Below are 19,101 nucleotides of genomic sequence, written 5' to 3' on the forward strand. Positions count from 1 at the left end.
AACAAATGAAGAAATTATTAATACTATTAATGACAACTGTGTTATTTTTAGCGGCATGTTCACTTGAATCGCCTTTGAAAAAAGATAATGAAGGTAAAACAAATAAGAAAAAATCTGATATAACGATTGGTGTCAGTGTTTCAACATTAAATAACCCATTCTTCGTTTCAATTAAAGAAGGTATTGAAAAAGAAGCTGAAAAACAAGGTATGAAAGTAAAAGTAGTTGATGCAAGAGATGATTCAGCTAAACAAACAAATGATATAGAAGATTTAGTTCAACAACAAGTTGATTATTTAGTAGTCAATCCTACAGATTCTAGTGCAATTTCTAGTGCCGTTCAGTCAGCAAATAATGAAGGTATACCTGTTATTACATTAGATAGATCAGTTGATAAAGGTGATGTTGCAACATTTATCGCTTCAGATAACGTTGAAGGCGGTAAAATGGGCGGACAATTTATTTTAGATAAATTAAGTAAAAATGCTAAAGTTGCTGAATTAGAAGGTGTTCCAGGTGCAAGTGCAACAAGAGAAAGAGGAGAAGGCTTCCATAAAGTTGCCGACAAATCACTTGATGTCATTGCTAAACAAAGTGCTAAGTTTGATCGAGCAGAAGGATTAAACGTGACACAAAATATCTTACAAGCACATCCAGAAGTAGAAGCGATATTCTCACACAATGATGAAATGGCACTTGGTGCTATCGAAGCAATTGGTGATAAAGATGTAATCGTAGTTGGATTTGATGGTAATGAAGATGCAATGAAAGCAATTAAAAGTGGCAAATTAGATGCAACTGTCGCGCAACAACCTGATAAGATGGGTAAAGCTTCAGTAGACTCTATCAATAAATTGATGGACGGTAAGAAACTTGAGAAAGAAATTAAGATTCCACTTAAGCTTGAGAAAGCAGAATAAATGTTTATAAAACGATAAAGAAGGTATAAGTCTAATGTAGGCTTTACCTTCTTTTTTATGTAGATTTAAACTCTTATTTATAATTATTATAAATAAGTTGCTAAATATCGTTGACAGATTAGAATGATTATAATATAATAATTAATGTAATCAAGAAAAGATAACTACAGAGGAGTGTAAAATAAATGACAAATAATAAAGAAGTAATCGAAGCGTTAAATAAACAAGTAGCAGAGTGGACAGTATTATATACTAAATTACACAACTATCACTGGTATGTTAAAGGACCAAATTTCTTCTCACTACATGAGAAATTTGAAGAACTTTACAATGAAGCAAGTGTGTATGTTGACGATTTAGCTGAACGTATTTTAGCAATTGAAGGTAACCCAATCGCTACTTTAAGAGAAGCATTAGAATGGTCAGTTATTGAAGAAGCTGAGAAAAACTTAACTGCAAACCAAATGGTTGAACAATTATCTAAAGACTTCACAACTGTAATTGCTCAATTAGAAGAAGGTATTCAATTAGCAGAAAAAGTTAACGACGATATGACTGGTGACATGTTATTAGCAATGGTAACAAGTCTTGAAAAACACAACTGGATGTTAAAATCATTCTTAAAATAATATTGAATTACAAATACCTAATCCATGAACATATTGGATTAGGTATTTTTTAATTATAAATGTAAACGTATTCACTTGAAATGAAAATTAAAGTAAACAGTGCTATCATGAATATAATTTCATATTGAGGGGGGATAACATGGAAGAACTCTATCATGCTTTAAAGAAACATTTAGATAATGGGCGCGTTTCTAAAGAAGTAGCGGATCTTTCAAGTTATAGTTTTGATGCTTCTTTCGGTGAATATATGCCTGATATTATTTGTCAGCCAATGTCTACTGAAGAAGTGGTGCATATTGTAAAGTTAAGTAATCAATATGACGTACCGATTTATCCGAGAGGTAGTGGTACAAGTTTAAGTGGAGGACCACTTGCAGTTCATGGTGGTATTGTGTTGGATTTTTCAAGATGGGACAATGAAATAACAGTTTACGAAAATGATTTAATGATGGAAGTTTCACCAGGTGTTATCACTGAGAAAATTCATAAAGTTGCTGAATCCTATGGACTGATGTATCCACCTGATCCATCCAGTTCTCGTGTTTCAACAATTGGGGGAAACTTGGCTGAAAATGCAGGTGGACCAAGATGCTTAAAGTATGGTGTCACGAAAGACTATGTTGTTGGATTAGAAGTCGTAACGGCCAACGGAGATATAATTCACTGTGGTGGACGCACAGTAAAAAATGTAACAGGTTATGATATGACGAAATTAATCGTAGGGTCAGAAGGTACGCTCGGTATTATTACAAAAGCTACTTTACAATTGATTCCTAAGCCGATTGATACAAAGACGGCAATGTTGCAGTTTGATGATTTTATTACGTCAGGTGAAGCGGTATCCAAAATTTTAAGATCAGGTATATTACCTTCTAAAATCGAAATTATGGATAAATATTGTGTTGATGCTGTATTGTCGACACATCCAATTGAGAATGTGACAGCCGATGCTGAGTCGGTATTGTTGGTCGAATTAGATGGTCATCCTTTAGCACTTGAAGCAGAAATGAAAATAATTGAAGAAACATGTGCTGCGTTACCTGGATGTAAAGTTATTATTGCTGAAGATGAAAAACAGGCATCTGAACTTTGGGAAGTGCGTAAACTTGTGTCACCAGCTATCGTGAAATTTGGACCGACAAAGATAAGTGAAGATACAAGTGTGCCGGTTAGTCAAATTCCAGCTTTCTTTGAAGAAATCGAAAGAATCCGACAAACTTATCAATTAAATTTAGTTGTGTTTGGGCATGCTGGAGATGGCAATTTACATCCTAATATTATTACGGATAAACGTAAGCCAGAAGAAATGAAACGAGCTGAAGAAGCAGTTGCTGAAATTTTTAAAGCTTCACTGAAATTAGGCGGTACATTAAGTGGTGAACATGGTATTGGATTGTTTAAAAAGCCATTTATGTATAACGAATTTGATGAAGCAGGCATGAAATTTATGAAAGATGTAAAACAAGCATTGGACCCTAATAATCGTCTGAATCCAGGTAAAATCTTTCCGGACGAGCATGAAAGGTTTGTGTTAGTCCATGACGAATAATCTAATCGAAAAATTAGCTTATGATCCAACTTTTGATTGTGTTCAATGTGGCTTTTGTTTACCGTCTTGCCCTACATATTTAACGATGAAAGAAGAAAAACATTCTCCTCGAGGTAGAATCAATCTCGTTAAATATGCAGTTGAAGGTAAAGCTGAACTTAAAGATTTAGAAGAAGCAATTGATTTATGTTTAGGCTGTAGACAATGTGAAACAGTTTGTCCAACGAATGTTCAGTATGGAGACATTTATGAATCGGCAGTCGAAGTATTACGAGAAAAGCGAAATAAAAAATTAGACACTCAAATTATGTCTGTATTTTTAGAACGTCAATATATGATAGATGCGATGTATAAAGGCTTGAAGCTCTATCATACGTCATTTGTTTCAGGGATTTTAAGTAAGACAAATGCATTGAAATTACTACCTGAAAGATTAAGCAATATGGCGATGATTTTGCCACCAGTTCAAAAAGATAAACGACCTTATCAAACGCCTTTTAGAACGAAAAAAACAACAATTGGCTTTTTCAGAGGTTGTATGATGGATTCATTTTTCTCACATATAAACGATCTTGCGATAAAAATTTTAGAAGCGCATAATATTCAAGTTGTAGAAATTAAACAACAAACATGTTGTGGCGCACTTCAACATCACGCTGGAGAAATGGATAAAGCAAGAAAATTAGCCAAATTAAATATTGAAGCGTTAGAAAAATACGATGTAGACTATTATGTCAATGCTATTGGCGGTTGTGGCGCTTCGTTAATAGAATATGATCATTTATTGAGAAATGAAGCGGAGTGGAAAGCTAGAGCAGAACAGTTTGTTGATAAAGTGAGAGATATTTCAGTTATATTAGAAGATATTGACTTGAACTTAGAACACCCGATTAATATTCAAGCCACTTATCAGCCATCATGTCATTTGCAAAACGTACAACATGTATTCAATGAACCTGAAAAAGTAATCAACCAAATAAAGGGACTAACATATAAAGTATTACCCGAAAAAGACATCTGTTGCGGTTCAGCAGGAATATATAATATTGTGAATTATGATGCATCGATGGAAATCTTAAATCGAAAAATGAGTCACGTAAAAGAAATAGAGCCACAATTAATCATCACGTCAAATCCAGGATGTCACTTGCAAATGTTGCTAGGTGTTAAAAATGAAGGATTAGAAGATAAAATACAAGTCAAACATATTGTGGAAGTCGTTGCAGAAGCGTGTGGTATAGAATAATGAGGAAGTTGAGATGAAGAGAGATAATCGGCGAGAGATGAGCGTGTTAGGGACAGAATTCTGAGAAATGTCCGTAAGAGGGTTCGTTAGGGACAGAATTCTGAGAAATGTCCGTAAGAGGTGCTGTTAGGGACAGAATTCCGAGAAATGTCCGTAAGAGGTGTTGTTAAGGACAGAATTCCGAGAAATGTCCATAAGAGGGTTCGTTAGGGACAGAATTCCGAGAAATGTCCATAAGAGGGTTCGTTAGGGACAGAATTCCGAGAAATGTCCGTAAGAGGTGCTGTTAGGGACAGAATTCTGAGAAATGTCCGTAAGAGAGCGCCCATCTAAGTACCAGAATTCGAAATAATGGAAGTTACAGCGTTCTAACTACCAGAATTCGAAATAATGGAAGTTACAGCGTTCTAACTACCAGAATTCGGAATAATGGAAGTTACAGCATTCTAACTACCACAATTCAGAATAATGAAAGTTAGCACCTTCTAATTACCAGAATTCAGAATAATGGAAGTTACAGCATTCTAACTACCAGAATTCGGAATAATGGAAGTTAGCGGACTCTAACTACCAGAATTCAGAATAATGGAAGTTAGCGGATTCTAATTACCACAATTCAGAATAATGGAAGTTATAGCATTCTAACTACCAGAATTCAGAATAATGGAAGTTATAGCGTTCTAATTACCACAATTCGGAATAATGGAAGTGAGCGACATCTAATTATCTAAATCCTGAAACCTAACGCAATCTATATTACTCCTTTACTTTCACAAATGAAAAGAGCTGAGACGGTATTCATCGTCTCAGCTCTCTTTTTATAATTATTCTGCGATTTCTAATGCAATTTCCATCATTTGTGTAAATGAATTTTGTCTTTCTTCTGCTGTTGTTGCTTCATCTCTTAATAAGTGGTCACTTACTGTGAAGATACCTAATGCTTTTTTACCAGCTGCTGCGGCATTTACATATAATCCTGCTGATTCCATTTCAACGCCTAAGATACCTAATCTAGCCCATTTACTTGTTACTTCTGAGTCTGCATTATAGAAAATATCACTTGAGAAGATATTACCTACATGTGACGTTGCGCCGATTTCGTCAGCTTTGTTTTTAGCGCTTGCTACTAAACCGAAGTCTGCGATTGGTGCGAAGTAACCTGGTACGTTGAATTGATCAACATAACGAGAGTTCGTAGATGCACCTTGAGCGATAATAATATCGTATAAGTTGATATCTTCTTGCATAGCACCACATGATCCGATACGAATAATTGTGTCTACGTCAAAGAAATTATAAAGTTCATAAGAATAAATACCGATTGAAGCGATACCCATACCTGAACCCATAACAGATACTTCTTTACCTTTATAAGTTCCTGTGTAACCTAACATATTTCTAACATCGTTGAATTGTTCTACATTTTCTAAAAAGTTTTCAGCGATAAATTTAGCACGTAATGGATCCCCCGGCATTAGTACTGTTTTTGCGATTTTTACACCATTTGGTTGAATATGTGGTGTTCCTTGAGTCATAACTATCTTCTCCTTTAAATAAAATAAAAGTTTTTTCATCTTAAAGATAACATTTGTTTAAATTTTTTGCGAATTTTTGTACGATAAGAGTGAAAGAAAGTGGTGAATAGGGATGGATTTACAAAAGAACAAGGATAGTATCAAGATTGCAAAGCTTTATTATCAAGAAGGTTTGAGCCAAGAAGCGATTGCGAAAAAGTTAAATATTTCAAGACCAACGATATCAAGATTATTGAATCATGCTAAAAATCAAGGCTTTGTGACAATTAAAATTGATGATCCTTACCAAGACGCAGAAAGTTTAGCTTCACTTATAAAAGCGAAATACAATTTAAAAGATTGTGTTGTTGAACATGCATCTTATAACGATTATTCAAATATTCAAACGGCAATTGGTAAAAAGACTGCTGAATATTTAAATAAAATTGTGAAAAGCGGGGATAATATTGGTATAAGTTGGGGTAAAACGATGTATCAAGTTTCTCAATATCTAGAACAAAGTCATTTTAATGATATTGGTATTATCCAGTTGAAGGGCGGCATTAGTTTTTCAGATGTTGATACGAGAAGTCATCAAATTCTAGAAAGATTTGCTCAAGCTTATAATGCGACGCCGAGAGATTTACCGTTACCCGTTATTTTTGATGTAAAAGAAGTTAAAGATATGGTTGAAAAAGACCGACATATTAAATCAATACTCGATCAAGGTAGACAAGTTGATGTTGCGATTTTTACTGTAGGAACAGTAAGAGATTCTGCCCTATTATTTAAACTTGGATTTTTGAGTGAAGAAGAAAAAGACAGACTTAAAAAATCAGCAGTCGGAGATATTTGTTCAAGATTTTATAATACCAAAGGTGAAGTAGCAGACGAAGCTATTAATAATCGTACAATAGGTATTGAACTTGATGCATTGAAAGGCATAGAACATTCAGTATTAGTTGCTGGAGGTGAGCATAAAGTCGCTTCTATTCGAGGTGCACTTGAAGGTAAATTGAGTAATATTTTAATTACAGATCAATACACTGCACAGGCATTACTAGATTAGTGAACAATAATTCAGTTATCGTTTTACAAATGTTCAACAACGTTATATAATAGAGTTAATCAAAAAATATTAGGAGGATTCAACATGTCATTAGCTAAATATATCGATCACACAGCATTAAAACCAGATACGACTTTGGAACAAATTGACGCTTTATTAAGTGAAGCGAAAGAATATGGATTCAAATCAGTATGTGTCAATCCTACACACGTTGCACATGCCAAGAAAGCTTTAGAAGGGTCAGATGTACTTGTATGTACAGTAATCGGATTCCCTCTTGGAGCAAACACAAGTGAAGTTAAAGCATTTGAAACAGAAGATGCAATTAAAAAAGGTGCTCAAGAAGTAGATATGGTTATCAACATTGGCGCATTAAAAGACGGCAGAGATGAAGATGTTAAAAAAGATATCGAAAGTGTTGTTTCAGCAGCTAACGGTGTAACAACTAAAGTTATCATTGAAACTTCATTATTAACAGATGCTGAAAAAGTGAGAGCATGTGAACTTGCTGTTGCAGCAGGTGCTGATTTTGTTAAAACTTCAACAGGATTTTCAACTGGTGGTGCAACTGCAGAAGATATTAAATTAATGCGTGAAACAGTTGGTCCTGATTTAGGCGTAAAAGCTTCTGGCGGTATCCGTTCATACGAAGATGTAAAAACAATGATAGATAATGGTGCAACACGTATCGGTGCTTCAGCAGGCGTTAAAATTTTAAAAGGTGAAGCGTCAGATTCAGATTACTAAAAATTAATGGTACTTGAAATAGTACCTTTAATTTTTCAAATTAAGGTAAGCGTATTCATACAAAAAATTGGAGGGTATTAACGATGAGAATGGTTGATGTAATTGCAAAGAAACGTGACGGGAAAGAATTAACAAAAGAAGAAATTGAATTTTTTGTTAAAGGATATACTGCAGGCGATATTACGGATTACCAAGCGTCTAGTTTAGCAATGGCTATATATTTTCAAGATATGACAGATGAAGAACGTGCAAACTTAACAATGGCTATGGTTGAATCAGGCGATCAAATTGATTTATCTGAAATTGAAGGCATTAAAGTTGATAAGCACTCTACAGGTGGTGTAGGTGATACAACAACACTTGTACTTGCACCTTTAGTTGCAGCATTAGACGTACCAGTCGCAAAAATGAGTGGACGTGGTTTAGGTCATACAGGTGGTACAATTGATAAACTTGAAGCGGTTGAAGGTTTCCATGTTGAAATCAGTGAACAAGAATTTATCGATTTAGTGAATAAAGATAAAGTAGCCGTAATCGGTCAAACAGGTAACTTAACACCTGCAGATAAAAAGCTATATGGCTTACGAGATGTTACAGGTACTGTCAATTCAATTCCATTAATTGCATCTTCAATTATGAGTAAGAAAATTGCAGCAGGTGCTGATGCGATTGTCTTAGATGTTAAGACTGGTGCAGGTGCATTTATGAAGACGATTGAAGATTCTGAGTTACTTGCGCATGCAATGGTTAAAATCGGGAATAATGTAGGTAGAAATACAATGGCAATCATTTCTGATATGAGCCAACCTTTAGGAAGAGCAATTGGTAACGGCTTAGAAGTGAAAGAAGCGATTGAAACATTAAAAGGCGAAGGTCCAGAAGATTTAACGGAACTTGTATTAACTTTAGGTTCTCAAATGGTTGTATTAGCTAAGAAAGCTGAAACTTTAGATGAAGCGAGAGAAAAACTTTTAGAAGTGATTCAAAATGGTAAAGCATTAGAAAAATTCAAAGTATTCCTTGAAAATCAAGGTGGAGACGGCTCTGTAGTAGATGACGTTACGAAATTACCACAAGCTCAATATACTTTCGAAGTTAAAGCTGAAACTTCAGGTTATGTATCACACATCGTTGCAGATGAAATTGGTGTTGCTTCAATGCTTTTAGGTGCAGGTAGAGCAACAAAGGATGATATAATTGACTTGGCAGTTGGTTTAGTATTAAATAAAAAAGTTGGCGATAAAGTTGAAGCGGGTGAATCGTTAGTAACGATTTATGCAAATCAAGAAGATGTTAAAGATGTAGAAGCTAAAATTTTAGAAAACATCACAATTTCTGACGAACAAGTTAAACCAACATTAATTCATAAAGTGATTACAGATTAGGAGTGTGTCAAATGACAAACCGATTTAAACGTATTCATTTAATCGTAATGGATTCAGTAGGTATTGGTGAAGCACCAGATGCTAAAGCATTCGGTGATGAAGGTTCTCATACATTAAAACATACACTTGAAGGTTTTAATGAAACATTACCAAACCTAGAAAAGTTAGGCTTAGGTAATATTGCAGACTTACCAGTAGTTCAAAAAGTATCAAATCCAGAAGCATTCTATACTAAATTAAGTGAAGCTTCAGTTGGTAAAGATACAATGACTGGACATTGGGAAATAATGGGTCTAAATATTGATAAACCTTTTAAAGTATATCCAGAAGGTTTTCCAGAAGAATTGGTAAAAGAAATTGAATCAATCACTGGTAGAAAAGTTGTTGCAAATAAACCAGCATCAGGTACTGCAATTATCGATGAATATGGTAAACATCAAATGGAAACTGGAGATTTAATTGTATACACATCTGCAGATCCAGTGCTACAAATTGCAGCACATGAAGATATCATTCCTTTAGAAGAATTATATGATATTTGTGAGAAAGTAAGAGAGCTTACGAAAGATCCTAAATATCTAATAGGAAGAATTATTGCACGTCCATACGTTGGCGAGCCAGGTAACTTCACAAGAACATCAAACAGACATGACTATGCATTGAAACCATTTGGTAAAACAGTTATGAATACTTTAAAAGATGCGGATTACGATGTCATTGCAATCGGTAAAATTAATGACATTTACGATGGCGAAGGTGTTACGAAAGCTATTAGAACGAAAGACAACATGGACGGTATGGATCAATTAATCGATGTTGTGAAAAGTGATTTCACTGGAATCAGCTTCTTAAACTTGGTTGATTTTGATGCATTGTATGGTCATAGAAGAGATAAAGAAGGTTACGCACAAGCTATTAAAGACTTTGATAACCGATTAGAAGACTTACAAGCAGTATTAAATGAAGATGACTTAGTTATTATTACAGCAGACCACGGTAACGATCCTACTGCTCCAGGTACAGATCATACACGTGAATATGTACCATTATTAATGTATAGTCCAAGCATTAAAGAATATCATGAACTATCAGGTGATGATACATTTAGTTCAATTGGTGCAACAATTGCAGATAACTTTAATGTGACGTTACCTGAATTTGGTAAAAGCTATTTAAATGAGATGGGGATTAAGTAATGAATATAGTTAGACGATTATTTGGAATAGGATTTTCATTTGCAGGTGTGATGCATTTCGTGAGATCAGAAGGTTTTGAAGCAATCGTTCCAAACTATTTACCATTTAAAAAAGCGATTGTTTGGATAACAGGTGTGATGGAAATCGTATTTGGTATCATGTTAATGATCAAAAAGCCAAGTAGTTTAATAAAAAAATTAATCGAATGGTTCTTAGTAGCTGTATTTCCAGCAAATGTTTATATGGCGCAAAAGAACATCCCATTAAACGGTAAACAATTACCAAAATGGGCGTTGTGGGGTAGATTACCACTACAATATGTGATGATTAAATTAGTAAGAAAAATGTAATTTTTATATAGAGAGAGTTTGGGACATCGTATCCCAAACTCTTTTTTTATTGGGGGTGAGCGTGATGGAGGGAATAGATGAATATTATGTTGGGGGAGTTGGGTGTTAGGTGTCGTTATTAGCAAGTTTGGCTGAAGGTGCAAATACTGGGTGCGTTATTAGCAAGTTTGGTAAGAAGTGCAAATAGTGGGTGCGTTATTAGCAAGTTTGATAAGAAGTGCAAATAGTGGGTGCGTTATTAGCAGTTTTGGAGAGAAGTGCAAATAAGGAGCTCCTTGTTTACAGTTCAGCCGAGATTTGTAATTAAGGCGGCCCATAGTAACACTTCGGGCGAGTTTTGTAACTAAGGCGGCCCATAGTAACACTTCAGGCGAGTTTTGTAACTAACACCCCCGTTATGAACAAGTTTGGCGAGAAGTGTTCACAACGCCCAGCGCCATTCCAACATAAAAAAGCCCAGGACATGAATCCTGGGCTTTCCTCATTAATCTTCTTTAAAGATATTTTTCCAATTCTCGCGTTCTGCTAAAAATTCAGTTGCTAATTGTTGTGCGCCTTCTAGTGAATGGCTTGCTGCCCAACCGCATTGTACTTCGTTACATGCTGGGACTTCTGTTGCTTGTTCTACGTCTTTAAGTGTTGCTTCTAATATAGCAAGTACGTCATCATAATCGTCATGATTGATGAATGAAGCATAAAATCCTGTTTGACATCCCATTGGACTTACGTCTACCACTTTGTCTGTATGGTTTCTAATGTTCTCAGCCATTAAATGTTCTAAGGAATGTAATGCAGGCATTTCCATATGTTCTTTGTTAGGTTGTTTAAATCGAATATCATATTTATGAATAACATCACCATTAAGTCCTTCTTTGATTCCCGCAAGTCTCACAAATGGTGCGTCTACTATCGTATGATCTAAATTAAAACTTTCTACATTCATTTTTGTCATGAAGATTCCTCCTTTGATTTCGGCATCATTATATCAAGTTAATTTTGAAAAAACAATCAATTCAGATTTCTTTTACTTTCTTTCTATGTTACTTTATAAGATAATATTAATAAATTATTCTGAAATTAGGTGATGAGATGGAGCGTTTACGTGTAGTCCCTTACGACAGTATATGGCAACACCTTTTTCTTGAAGAGAAAAAATATTTACAGTCGTTATTGAAAGAACATAGTATCAGCATTGAACATATAGGATCAACGGCTATTCCTGGATTATCTGCGAAGCCGATTATAGATATATTAATAGTTGTCAAAGATAGTAAATCGATTGATGAATTTACACATGAATTATCAGCTTTAGGATATGAGTCTAAAGGAGAACGTGGTGTTATCGGTAATCGATATTTCAAAAAATATGATCATTACGGTGCAGTTTCTCACCATTTACATATTTATGATGAAGGTAGCCCACATATTTTAAGATTATTGTCCTTTAGAGATTATTTAAGAGCTTTTAATGGTGAAAGAGAAAGATATAGTCGTCTAAAGCATGACTTAGTCATTGAATTTCCTGATGACAGTGAACAATACTATAAAGGAAAAGACAGCATGATTAAAGAATTCGAGAAAAAAGCAGAAAAATGGTACTTAAATTCCAATGATATTGCAACAAATCATTGACATATCCGAGTAAGACAGTTAGAATTAAATTCAAATTTCATACGAATTATCAAGAGAGACTGAGGGAAGGGCCCGATGAAGTCCAGCAACCTCCCATAATGGAAAGGTGCCAATTCCTACAGTTTGTTACTGGAAGATAAAAGAACGATTGGCGCACTCCTTACAAAGTAGTGCGCTTTTATATTGGAAAGGTGAATCATTAATGAGTAACTTATCACAAAATATTATTAATTATATAGAACAAAATAGACATTTATATTTATCAATGAGTCATCAAATTCATGAGCGTCCTGAGTTAGGAAATGAAGAAGTATTTGCATCACGATTATTAAGCGATCAATTAAAGAGTCATCATTTTAAGATAGAGAAGAATATTGCGAAACATCCGACAGGTTTCATTGCAACGTATGACTCTGGAAAAGAAGGACCAACTATTGCATATTTAGCAGAATATGATGCATTACCTGGTCTTGGTCATGCGTGTGGTCATAATATTATTGGGACATCAAGTGTGTTAGCAGGTATCAGTTTGTCTAAGGTGATTGATCAAGTCGGAGGAAAAGTTGTCGTATTAGGTTGTCCTGCTGAAGAAGGAGGTATTAATGGTAGTGCAAAAGCAACTTATGTGAAAGCTGGCATTATCGATAATATTGATATTGCGCTAATGGTCCATCCTGGCCATGAGACGTACGTGACAGTGCCTTCATTAGCTGTAGATGTATTTGATGTTAAATTCTATGGACGAAGCGCTCATGCCTCTGAAAATGCTTTTGAAGCGGTTAATGCGTTAGATGCTATGTTATCTTTCTTTAATGGCGTGAGCATGTTAAGACAACAAATTAAAAAGACAGATAAAGTACACGGCGTTATATTAAATGGAGGTGAAGCAGCGAATATTATTCCTGACTTTACGCATGCACGTTTTTATACGCGTGCCACTTCTCGAAAAGAACTAGATATTCTTACTGATAAAGTGAGAAAAATAGCTGAAGGGGCAGCTATACAAACAGGCGGTACTTATGAATTAAGACCAATCCAAAATGGTGTAAATGAATTCGTGATTAATAAACCACTAGACGAATTATTTAGAAAGCACGCTGAACAAGTTGGGGAAGAAGTCATTGATGACGATTTTGGTTTTGGTTCTACAGATACGGGGAATGTAAGTCATATCGTACCGACTATACATCCACACATTAAAATTGGACCCTCTAATTTAGTCGGTCATACGAAAGAATTTTGCCAAGCTGCTGCAAGTACAAAGGGTGATAAGGCATTAATTAACGGTGCGAAAATATTGGCATCAATGGGATTAGAACTTATAGAGAATGTATCCCTTAGAAATGAAATCATTGAGCATCATCAAACATTAAGGGAGAACTTGTTATGAACAAAGAATATAGGAAACCACTCAATTTAACGTTAAGAGATTTATATGAAGAAGGTATTGTATATAATGCAAGACCTTCTTATGAAGATAATCCTTGGTTAAAAGCTGAAGAAGCACAATCTAATTTTTTAACAGCAAGAGAAATGATTATTAGTAACATGCCCATGATCGTTCATGAAGCATGTTTAACAGATAATGTTAAAAGAATTTTAAAATTAGTAAATGTGGATATTCCGAGCAATATATATACTTTTAAAGATAGAACGCAATATGAACATTTACTACAACAGTTAACAGCTGACAATCAAAAAATATTCTTCCAATACATACATGGTCAGCATTTATGTAAAGACGAAGAATATGCCGTTTATAAACCTAAATTTATAGATTTAAACAATAAATCTAAAATTGAACAATGGACGGGTGGTAAATATTTACCGAAACGTGAAATTGTGAAAGCAGAAGAATTTGAACAAGCTATTCAAAACTGGGATTTACCATTGGTCATTAAACCGGGAGACGAGTTACCTACAGCAGGTGGGTATGGTGTAATGATTTGTTATAATGAAGCGGATTTAAAGAAAGCAACAAATCGAATTAAAGAAGCATCAGATACAAAACACATTATCATCGAACAATTCATTGAAGAAATTGATAATTATTGCGTTCAATACGTATATAGTGAAAAGACGGGTATACAATATATAGGTGCTGTAAAACAGCTAACTGATGAATATGGCTTCTACAATGGTAATGTGAATTCAAAGCATGTACCACAAAGTGTTATAGATGCAGGATATGAAATTATGAAAAATGGTGTTGACCATGGTTATAAAGGTGTATCAGGGTTTGATCTTCTCGTAGATAAAAACCATGACGTATATGCAATTGATTTAAACTTTAGACAAAATGGTTCAACAAGTATGTTATTACTTAAAGATCGACTGCATGAAGGTTTTCATAAATTTCTAAGTTATCATTCAAAAGGGGATAACACGCATTTCATCAATACAATAGAACAATTCATCAAAAATGGCCACCTCTATCCACTTGCATATTATGATGGTGACTATTTTGGAAAAGACAACGTAAAATCAAGATTTGTTGGAATTTGGCATGCAGAAACTGAAGAAAAGGCATTAGAACAAGAGCAACTTTTTCTAGATGCATTAAGTAGTCTAAATAAATAAAAAATTTTTTACAATTTAACTTCTTTTATATTGACTTATACCTAATACGTATAATATATTTTATTGGGATTAAATATAAAGAAAAGGGTGGTAGAATGGCTATCCAGGATATGTCTAAATTTAAACAAATATTAACAAAAGAAAGATTTTATGTTGTGCTGAATGACCGTAAAATCTTAAGAGACGGCGATACTGATTTTCGTCTGATTTGGTCAACGAAAGAAAGTGCAGAATCATATTTGAAATCGTATGAAATTACTAAATACGATAAAATTATGGAGTTAGATTTAGATAGATTTGTTACATACGAAATGGATGATATCCTTGATGAAGGCGATCAATTCATTGTGGACAAATCAGCAGAAGATAACGGAATAAAAGTAGAAGCAATTCCATTCATAGAAGAAATCATGAGTGAACTAGATGATATCCGAATAGATGAATTTGCAGAAGACATTTGTAACGAAAACTATGTTTACGGGTTAACAGTAAAAGGACAAAAACAATTCATTATCGTATCAGAAGAAGATGCAAGTCTACCAAACATGATGACAGTATGGAGTACACGCAAATTAGCAGAAAAAGTACACCGTGATGACTTCGAAGAATACGATATTATTGAAGTAGAAACAGAAGTCTTCGAAGAATGGTTAGAAGACTTGAAACAAGAAGACATCGCATTAGGAATTAACTTAAAATCAGGCATGATCGGTACAGTAACAGATCCAAAAGCCATTTTAAACGCAATGCCTTGTTAAATAATTAAATAAAAGTAATAAAAATAGACGCTCGCTAAAAAGCAAGCGTCTTTTTTTGTCTTTCGAATTAATTGCAATTAATTAATAATATAATATTATTCGATTGTTGTAAAAACGCTTTCGAGGTATTATAATACTTTTAACATCATGATGGAAAAAATTAGGAGTATTGTACTTTTTAAAGTAGGTGATAACAATTTTAAATTATATGAAACTACGTATAATGAGGGTGCAATTATATATAGTATTTACCATACTAATAATAATTGCATTGTTACATTTATACGATGCTTATCAAACTTATGGTATTAATAAGTTGTTAGAAAATACACCGTATACACAATCTCTATTATTTGATGGGTTTAGTGCATTTCCAACAGTATATTTATTGATTATGCCATTAACAATATCTATTGGTGTAAGTGATATTTTTATTCAAGATCGTAAACAGTATTTAACATACCATTCCTATATGAATCATACGAATAAGTCTGTAAATATGAAAGTGATTTTATACTCAAGTATTGTTGCCTTTCTACTTGTTATAATTCCGTTGTTAATCAATTTTATTGGTGAATTTCTAATACTACCTAATATTTTGCCTGAAAGAATTACTAACAAACCAATAGGAATTCATAGTTCAAGTACATTTAGTGTTCCTTTGTATTATTCTATGCCTACTCTATACATTTTAATGTATATTATTTGGGCTGGTATTTGGGGCGTAGTCATGAATATATTTGCGATAACACTTTCTTTGTATACCAATAGAAGAATTTTAGCAATAATTGGTCCATTTATTTTGCAGATATTACTGATTATATTATCAAGTTTGACTTTTAAAGCTTATGTAGAGCCACCAATGTATTTTATAACAGGAAGGATGGACTTTGTATATTTTGAAGCTTTTCCGATAGTGTTGACTTTTATTTTATATGTAGGTTTATCAATCTATTTCTATATAAGAGGTATGCGCAAATATGAACTTGATTAGATATAGAGTTGCTTCATTGATCAATATAAAGTTTCTATTATGGAATATTGTGTTCTTTGTGTTAATTACTTTATATCAAAAGGGGAATGTTGACTTTTTTGCTTCAGATGAATTTCAATTTACAAATTTATTATTAAGTAAGTTTACGCTTACTTATGTTGTATTACCTATTTTAACTACTATAACCATTGTATTTTATCGTGATGAGTTTGTTCATAAAGTATTTATTGAATTTAGAAAGTATTTAAATATAGAGGTACTATTATATGTTCTATTTATCTCAATACTTGTTAGCATTGAAATGTTGTTAGCTAGTATGTTAGCAATGAATTTCCAAGTTCGATTTAATATGATATTTCTTGTAACAGCTTGTTTGTTAATAGTAGGTAATTTTACGATATCATTAACAGCACTTACATTATATATAAGATTTTTCAATCGTGCTATTTCATTAGTGTTAGTAAATTTAATGGTATTTATAGATTTTGTACTAATGCAAGGTGGAAACAGGAATTGGTTGATTATTGATTCAAAGAGATTATTTTCACTTTCTTGGTCGTGGATAATGTATCAATTGGTTCTCATAATATTTCTTTATTTAGTTGTAGAGTGGATTATTAGTAAGAAGGAAATAATGCGATGAATATTTTAAAATTTATAGGTGGAATCATTCAAAGTTTATGGAAAATATTCATTATTATAAATGGTATATTTATTTTGGTTTTATTGTTATTTAAGCCATATATAAGAATTGGTTTATGGGAATTTATTTTTCGAGGTAACAATGACGTTGAATTGAGTATGCATTTATATAGTATACCTGGGTTATATATATTGATTATGATACTTGCTATTATCTTCATTTATCGATTTATACACGTTATTTATCAATATTATATTGTAGAGTGGCAAATGCAATTAAATATTGCTGGAAAATGGATGGTTCTTCTTACAGTCCCGTTTATTTTAAGTATCATTTATATTATAAGTATATGGTTGCTCATTTCTCTTATCGAAGGCGAATTTACTATTAATGCTATACATTTATCATATTTAATAGTGAGTGTTTATTTCTTAATGATTGTATTTATTTGGACTTACATTGCTTATAAATTTTATATAAGCTTTATGATATCGTTATTGTGGGTAATTGCCACAACAAGGTTTGATTTGGATATTAATATATTAAATGCATCTTTGTTTTCGAGAATACAAGGTGTATCTTACACAAATTTATTGTGTTGTGTACTATCTATTGTTGTGGTGAATATGTTGTTGTTTATTGAATTAGGACGTGATCATCACATTAAATTCCAAAGAGGTGATGATGAAGAATGATTAAATTAGTAAATGTTTCAAAAGAACATCAGCGTAATTTATTGCTGAATAATATTAATTTAGAAATCGAACGTGGGAAAGTTTATGGATTTAAAGGACGTAATGGATCTGGTAAGACGATGCTTTTAAGAGCAATTTTAGGATTAATTAAAGTTGAAGGACAAGTCATTATTAATAATAAACCACTTAAATTTGGAGCAAAATATCCACTTAAAGTTGGCGTGTTTATTGAAAAACCAAGTATCATAACTGAATTTACAGCTTTAAAAAATCTTAAGTTAGTTGCTGCATTAAAAGGTATAACAGATATCAATGTAATGACTAAATATTTAGTAGAACTTGGATTAGATTATAAAGATAAAAGAAAAGTTAGAAAATATTCACTAGGCATGAAACAAAAAGTAGGTATCGCTCAAACGCTAATGGGAGAACCAGAGTTAATTGTTTTAGATGAACCTACCAATGCTTTGGATAGAAAGAGTATTGAGAAACTTGTTCAAATTCTTGAGAGATTAAAACAGCAAGGATGTACAATACTGATTGCTTCGCATCAATTTGAAGACATAGAAAGTGTTGTAGATGAGGTTGTTCATATAGAAGCGGGTGAATTAGAATGAAAAATAAAGTAATTCTATTATCTTCTTGTATTGTATTTGTGGTTCTCGTTATATTAGGATTCAATCAGTATCATAAAGTAAACGCAGAATTTCAAGATTATGAATTCAAGGAAGAGAAAATTAAACTCAATCAACCGCATAATATAACTTTTGGAACGATGCAATTTAGTAATTTGAGTTATAAAGTTAAAGATAAAGAAATATTTCTAAGCGCTGATATCAAAATAGTTAAAAAGAATGACTATCCAGATAAATATTATAATAATATTGATGCAAGTTTATTTTTACGTGTTAATGATGAAATCTTGCAACAGTCAGGTGACTTTAAAACGAAAAAAGGTAAAAGACTTATGCCGGATCGACCTTACTTTGATAAGCATAATATTTATGAGGGTCAGGTTACATTTAGATATACACCAATAGATCCTGATGGAGAAAATGATTTAGAACTTGCGTACCTCGACCGCAATGGTCATAAGTTGAAGAAATTATATTTACCGATTCGTGTTGACGGTGGGAAGATTGTTTGATACATTATTAGTAACTACTAAGGTAGTTACTACATCCCAACGTAGTA

Annotated in this window: 20 protein-coding genes and 1 riboswitch; of the genes, 18 read left to right on the top strand and 2 right to left on the bottom strand. The window is 33.2% G+C overall.

Annotation, left to right across the window (positions count from 1 at the left end):
• Positions 1–5 precede the first annotated feature (5 nt).
• The 4 genes from LQ673_RS08980 to LQ673_RS08995 all read left to right on the top strand — a co-directional run bounded on the left by LQ673_RS08980 (position 6) and on the right by LQ673_RS08995 (position 4,344).
• Positions 6–920 carry a D-ribose ABC transporter substrate-binding protein gene (locus LQ673_RS08980; RefSeq protein ID WP_191836466.1) on the top strand — a complete coding sequence of 305 codons (915 nt, stop codon included), beginning with the start codon at positions 6–8 and terminating at the stop codon, positions 918–920.
• 185 nt (positions 921–1,105) lie between these two features.
• Positions 1,106–1,549 (top strand): Dps family protein, encoded by a 444-nt coding sequence (locus tag LQ673_RS08985; protein WP_025906400.1) that lies wholly within the window; start codon positions 1,106–1,108, stop codon positions 1,547–1,549.
• A 139-nt stretch (positions 1,550–1,688) separates the two neighbouring features.
• Entirely contained in the window at positions 1,689–3,098 is a 1,410-nt protein-coding gene (locus LQ673_RS08990) for an FAD-binding oxidoreductase (RefSeq protein WP_025906398.1), read from the top strand.
• Positions 3,088–4,344, top strand: coding sequence for a (Fe-S)-binding protein (locus LQ673_RS08995; RefSeq protein ID WP_191836465.1), 1,257 nt, complete (start codon positions 3,088–3,090; stop codon positions 4,342–4,344). The genes LQ673_RS08990 and LQ673_RS08995 overlap by 11 nt, the downstream gene beginning before the upstream one ends.
• An 824-nt stretch (positions 4,345–5,168) precedes the next feature.
• Here LQ673_RS08995 and deoD read toward each other — a convergent pair.
• Positions 5,169–5,879 carry a purine-nucleoside phosphorylase gene (deoD, locus tag LQ673_RS09000; RefSeq protein ID WP_025906394.1) on the bottom strand — a complete coding sequence of 237 codons (711 nt, stop codon included), beginning with the start codon at positions 5,877–5,879 and terminating at the stop codon, positions 5,169–5,171.
• A 112-nt stretch (positions 5,880–5,991) separates the two neighbouring features.
• On the opposite strand from deoD, the gene LQ673_RS09005 reads away from it, so the two are divergent.
• The 5 genes from LQ673_RS09005 to LQ673_RS09025 all read left to right on the top strand — a co-directional run bounded on the left by LQ673_RS09005 (position 5,992) and on the right by LQ673_RS09025 (position 10,605).
• Positions 5,992–6,927 (top strand): sugar-binding transcriptional regulator, encoded by a 936-nt coding sequence (locus LQ673_RS09005; RefSeq protein ID WP_191836464.1) that lies wholly within the window; start codon positions 5,992–5,994, stop codon positions 6,925–6,927.
• A gap of 84 nt (positions 6,928–7,011) precedes the next feature.
• Positions 7,012–7,674 carry a deoxyribose-phosphate aldolase gene (gene deoC, locus LQ673_RS09010; protein WP_037589818.1) on the top strand — a complete coding sequence of 221 codons (663 nt, stop codon included), beginning with the start codon at positions 7,012–7,014 and terminating at the stop codon, positions 7,672–7,674.
• A gap of 83 nt (positions 7,675–7,757) precedes the next feature.
• A complete protein-coding gene (locus tag LQ673_RS09015; RefSeq protein ID WP_239745039.1) occupies positions 7,758–9,059 on the top strand; it encodes a pyrimidine-nucleoside phosphorylase in 1,302 nt (433 codons plus the stop codon).
• Between the two features lie 11 nt (positions 9,060–9,070).
• Positions 9,071–10,255 (top strand): phosphopentomutase, encoded by a 1,185-nt coding sequence (deoB, locus tag LQ673_RS09020; protein ID WP_025906387.1) that lies wholly within the window; start codon positions 9,071–9,073, stop codon positions 10,253–10,255.
• Positions 10,255–10,605, top strand: coding sequence for a DoxX family protein (locus LQ673_RS09025; protein WP_191836463.1), 351 nt, complete (start codon positions 10,255–10,257; stop codon positions 10,603–10,605). The genes deoB and LQ673_RS09025 overlap by 1 nt, the downstream gene beginning before the upstream one ends.
• Before the next feature lie 484 nt (positions 10,606–11,089).
• Here LQ673_RS09025 and LQ673_RS09030 read toward each other — a convergent pair whose 3' ends face one another.
• On the bottom strand, positions 11,090–11,557 hold the full coding sequence (locus LQ673_RS09030; RefSeq protein ID WP_126477249.1) for an S-ribosylhomocysteine lyase: 468 nt from the start codon (positions 11,555–11,557) through the stop codon (positions 11,090–11,092).
• Between the two features lie 137 nt (positions 11,558–11,694).
• On the opposite strand from LQ673_RS09030, the gene LQ673_RS09035 reads away from it, so the two are divergent.
• The 9 genes from LQ673_RS09035 to LQ673_RS09075 all read left to right on the top strand — a co-directional run bounded on the left by LQ673_RS09035 (position 11,695) and on the right by LQ673_RS09075 (position 19,054).
• Positions 11,695–12,237: a GrpB family protein gene (locus LQ673_RS09035; RefSeq protein ID WP_025904443.1), complete on the top strand. Its 543-nt coding sequence runs from the start codon at positions 11,695–11,697 to the stop codon at positions 12,235–12,237.
• A gap of 43 nt (positions 12,238–12,280) precedes the next feature.
• Positions 12,281–12,380, top strand: a riboswitch (SAM riboswitch).
• A gap of 59 nt (positions 12,381–12,439) precedes the next feature.
• The gene (locus LQ673_RS09040; protein ID WP_037589813.1) at positions 12,440–13,627 is read left to right on the top strand and encodes a M20 family metallopeptidase; all 1,188 of its coding nucleotides are present in this window, start codon (positions 12,440–12,442) and stop codon (positions 13,625–13,627) included.
• Positions 13,624–14,817, top strand: coding sequence for an L-aspartate--L-methionine ligase LdmS (gene ldmS / locus LQ673_RS09045; RefSeq protein ID WP_191836462.1), 1,194 nt, complete (start codon positions 13,624–13,626; stop codon positions 14,815–14,817). The genes LQ673_RS09040 and ldmS overlap by 4 nt, the downstream gene beginning before the upstream one ends.
• Positions 14,818–14,912: 95 nt before the next feature.
• On the top strand, positions 14,913–15,575 hold the full coding sequence (locus LQ673_RS09050; protein WP_025904446.1) for a DUF2750 domain-containing protein: 663 nt from the start codon (positions 14,913–14,915) through the stop codon (positions 15,573–15,575).
• A gap of 223 nt (positions 15,576–15,798) precedes the next feature.
• Complete coding sequence (locus tag LQ673_RS09055; protein ID WP_239745040.1) at positions 15,799–16,569, top strand: hypothetical protein; 771 nt, start codon at positions 15,799–15,801, stop codon at positions 16,567–16,569.
• The gene (locus tag LQ673_RS09060; protein ID WP_191836460.1) at positions 16,556–17,212 is read left to right on the top strand and encodes a hypothetical protein; all 657 of its coding nucleotides are present in this window, start codon (positions 16,556–16,558) and stop codon (positions 17,210–17,212) included. Before LQ673_RS09055 ends, LQ673_RS09060 begins: the two co-directional genes overlap by 14 nt.
• The gene (locus LQ673_RS09065) at positions 17,209–17,907 is read left to right on the top strand and encodes a hypothetical protein (protein WP_191836459.1); all 699 of its coding nucleotides are present in this window, start codon (positions 17,209–17,211) and stop codon (positions 17,905–17,907) included. Before LQ673_RS09060 ends, LQ673_RS09065 begins: the two co-directional genes overlap by 4 nt.
• Entirely contained in the window at positions 17,904–18,524 is a 621-nt protein-coding gene (locus LQ673_RS09070; protein WP_191836458.1) for an ATP-binding cassette domain-containing protein, read from the top strand. The genes LQ673_RS09065 and LQ673_RS09070 overlap by 4 nt, the downstream gene beginning before the upstream one ends.
• Positions 18,521–19,054, top strand: a complete 534-nt coding sequence (locus tag LQ673_RS09075; protein WP_191836457.1) for a hypothetical protein — start codon at positions 18,521–18,523, stop codon at positions 19,052–19,054. The genes LQ673_RS09070 and LQ673_RS09075 overlap by 4 nt, the downstream gene beginning before the upstream one ends.
• The last annotated feature ends 47 nt before the right edge of the window (positions 19,055–19,101 follow it).

The sequence above is a fragment of the Mammaliicoccus sp. O-M54 genome (assembly GCF_022386035.1).
Taxonomy (GTDB): domain Bacteria; phylum Bacillota; class Bacilli; order Staphylococcales; family Staphylococcaceae; genus Mammaliicoccus; species Mammaliicoccus sciuri_A.

Excerpts from the sequence above, each read along its gene's own strand:
- ldmS (WP_191836462.1), top strand. The coding sequence starts at position 13,624 with ATGAACAAAGAATATAGGAAACCACTCAATTTAACGTTAAGAGATTTA.
- LQ673_RS09030 (WP_126477249.1), bottom strand. The coding sequence starts at position 11,557 with ATGACAAAAATGAATGTAGAAAGTTTTAATTTAGATCATACGATAGTA.
- LQ673_RS09035 (WP_025904443.1), top strand. The coding sequence starts at position 11,695 with ATGGAGCGTTTACGTGTAGTCCCTTACGACAGTATATGGCAACACCTT.
- LQ673_RS09050 (WP_025904446.1), top strand. The coding sequence starts at position 14,913 with ATGGCTATCCAGGATATGTCTAAATTTAAACAAATATTAACAAAAGAA.
- LQ673_RS09015 (WP_239745039.1), top strand. The coding sequence starts at position 7,758 with ATGAGAATGGTTGATGTAATTGCAAAGAAACGTGACGGGAAAGAATTA.
- deoC (WP_037589818.1), top strand. The coding sequence starts at position 7,012 with ATGTCATTAGCTAAATATATCGATCACACAGCATTAAAACCAGATACG.
- LQ673_RS09055 (WP_239745040.1), top strand. The coding sequence starts at position 15,799 with ATGAGGGTGCAATTATATATAGTATTTACCATACTAATAATAATTGCA.
- LQ673_RS09070 (WP_191836458.1), top strand. The coding sequence starts at position 17,904 with ATGATTAAATTAGTAAATGTTTCAAAAGAACATCAGCGTAATTTATTG.
- deoB (WP_025906387.1), top strand. The coding sequence starts at position 9,071 with ATGACAAACCGATTTAAACGTATTCATTTAATCGTAATGGATTCAGTA.
- LQ673_RS09005 (WP_191836464.1), top strand. The coding sequence starts at position 5,992 with ATGGATTTACAAAAGAACAAGGATAGTATCAAGATTGCAAAGCTTTAT.
- LQ673_RS09060 (WP_191836460.1), top strand. The coding sequence starts at position 16,556 with ATGAACTTGATTAGATATAGAGTTGCTTCATTGATCAATATAAAGTTT.
- LQ673_RS08990 (WP_025906398.1), top strand. The coding sequence starts at position 1,689 with ATGGAAGAACTCTATCATGCTTTAAAGAAACATTTAGATAATGGGCGC.
- LQ673_RS08980 (WP_191836466.1), top strand. The coding sequence starts at position 6 with ATGAAGAAATTATTAATACTATTAATGACAACTGTGTTATTTTTAGCG.
- LQ673_RS09065 (WP_191836459.1), top strand. The coding sequence starts at position 17,209 with ATGAATATTTTAAAATTTATAGGTGGAATCATTCAAAGTTTATGGAAA.
- LQ673_RS09025 (WP_191836463.1), top strand. The coding sequence starts at position 10,255 with ATGAATATAGTTAGACGATTATTTGGAATAGGATTTTCATTTGCAGGT.
- deoD (WP_025906394.1), bottom strand. The coding sequence starts at position 5,879 with ATGACTCAAGGAACACCACATATTCAACCAAATGGTGTAAAAATCGCA.
- LQ673_RS09040 (WP_037589813.1), top strand. The coding sequence starts at position 12,440 with ATGAGTAACTTATCACAAAATATTATTAATTATATAGAACAAAATAGA.
- LQ673_RS09075 (WP_191836457.1), top strand. The coding sequence starts at position 18,521 with ATGAAAAATAAAGTAATTCTATTATCTTCTTGTATTGTATTTGTGGTT.
- LQ673_RS08985 (WP_025906400.1), top strand. The coding sequence starts at position 1,106 with ATGACAAATAATAAAGAAGTAATCGAAGCGTTAAATAAACAAGTAGCA.
- LQ673_RS08995 (WP_191836465.1), top strand. The coding sequence starts at position 3,088 with ATGACGAATAATCTAATCGAAAAATTAGCTTATGATCCAACTTTTGAT.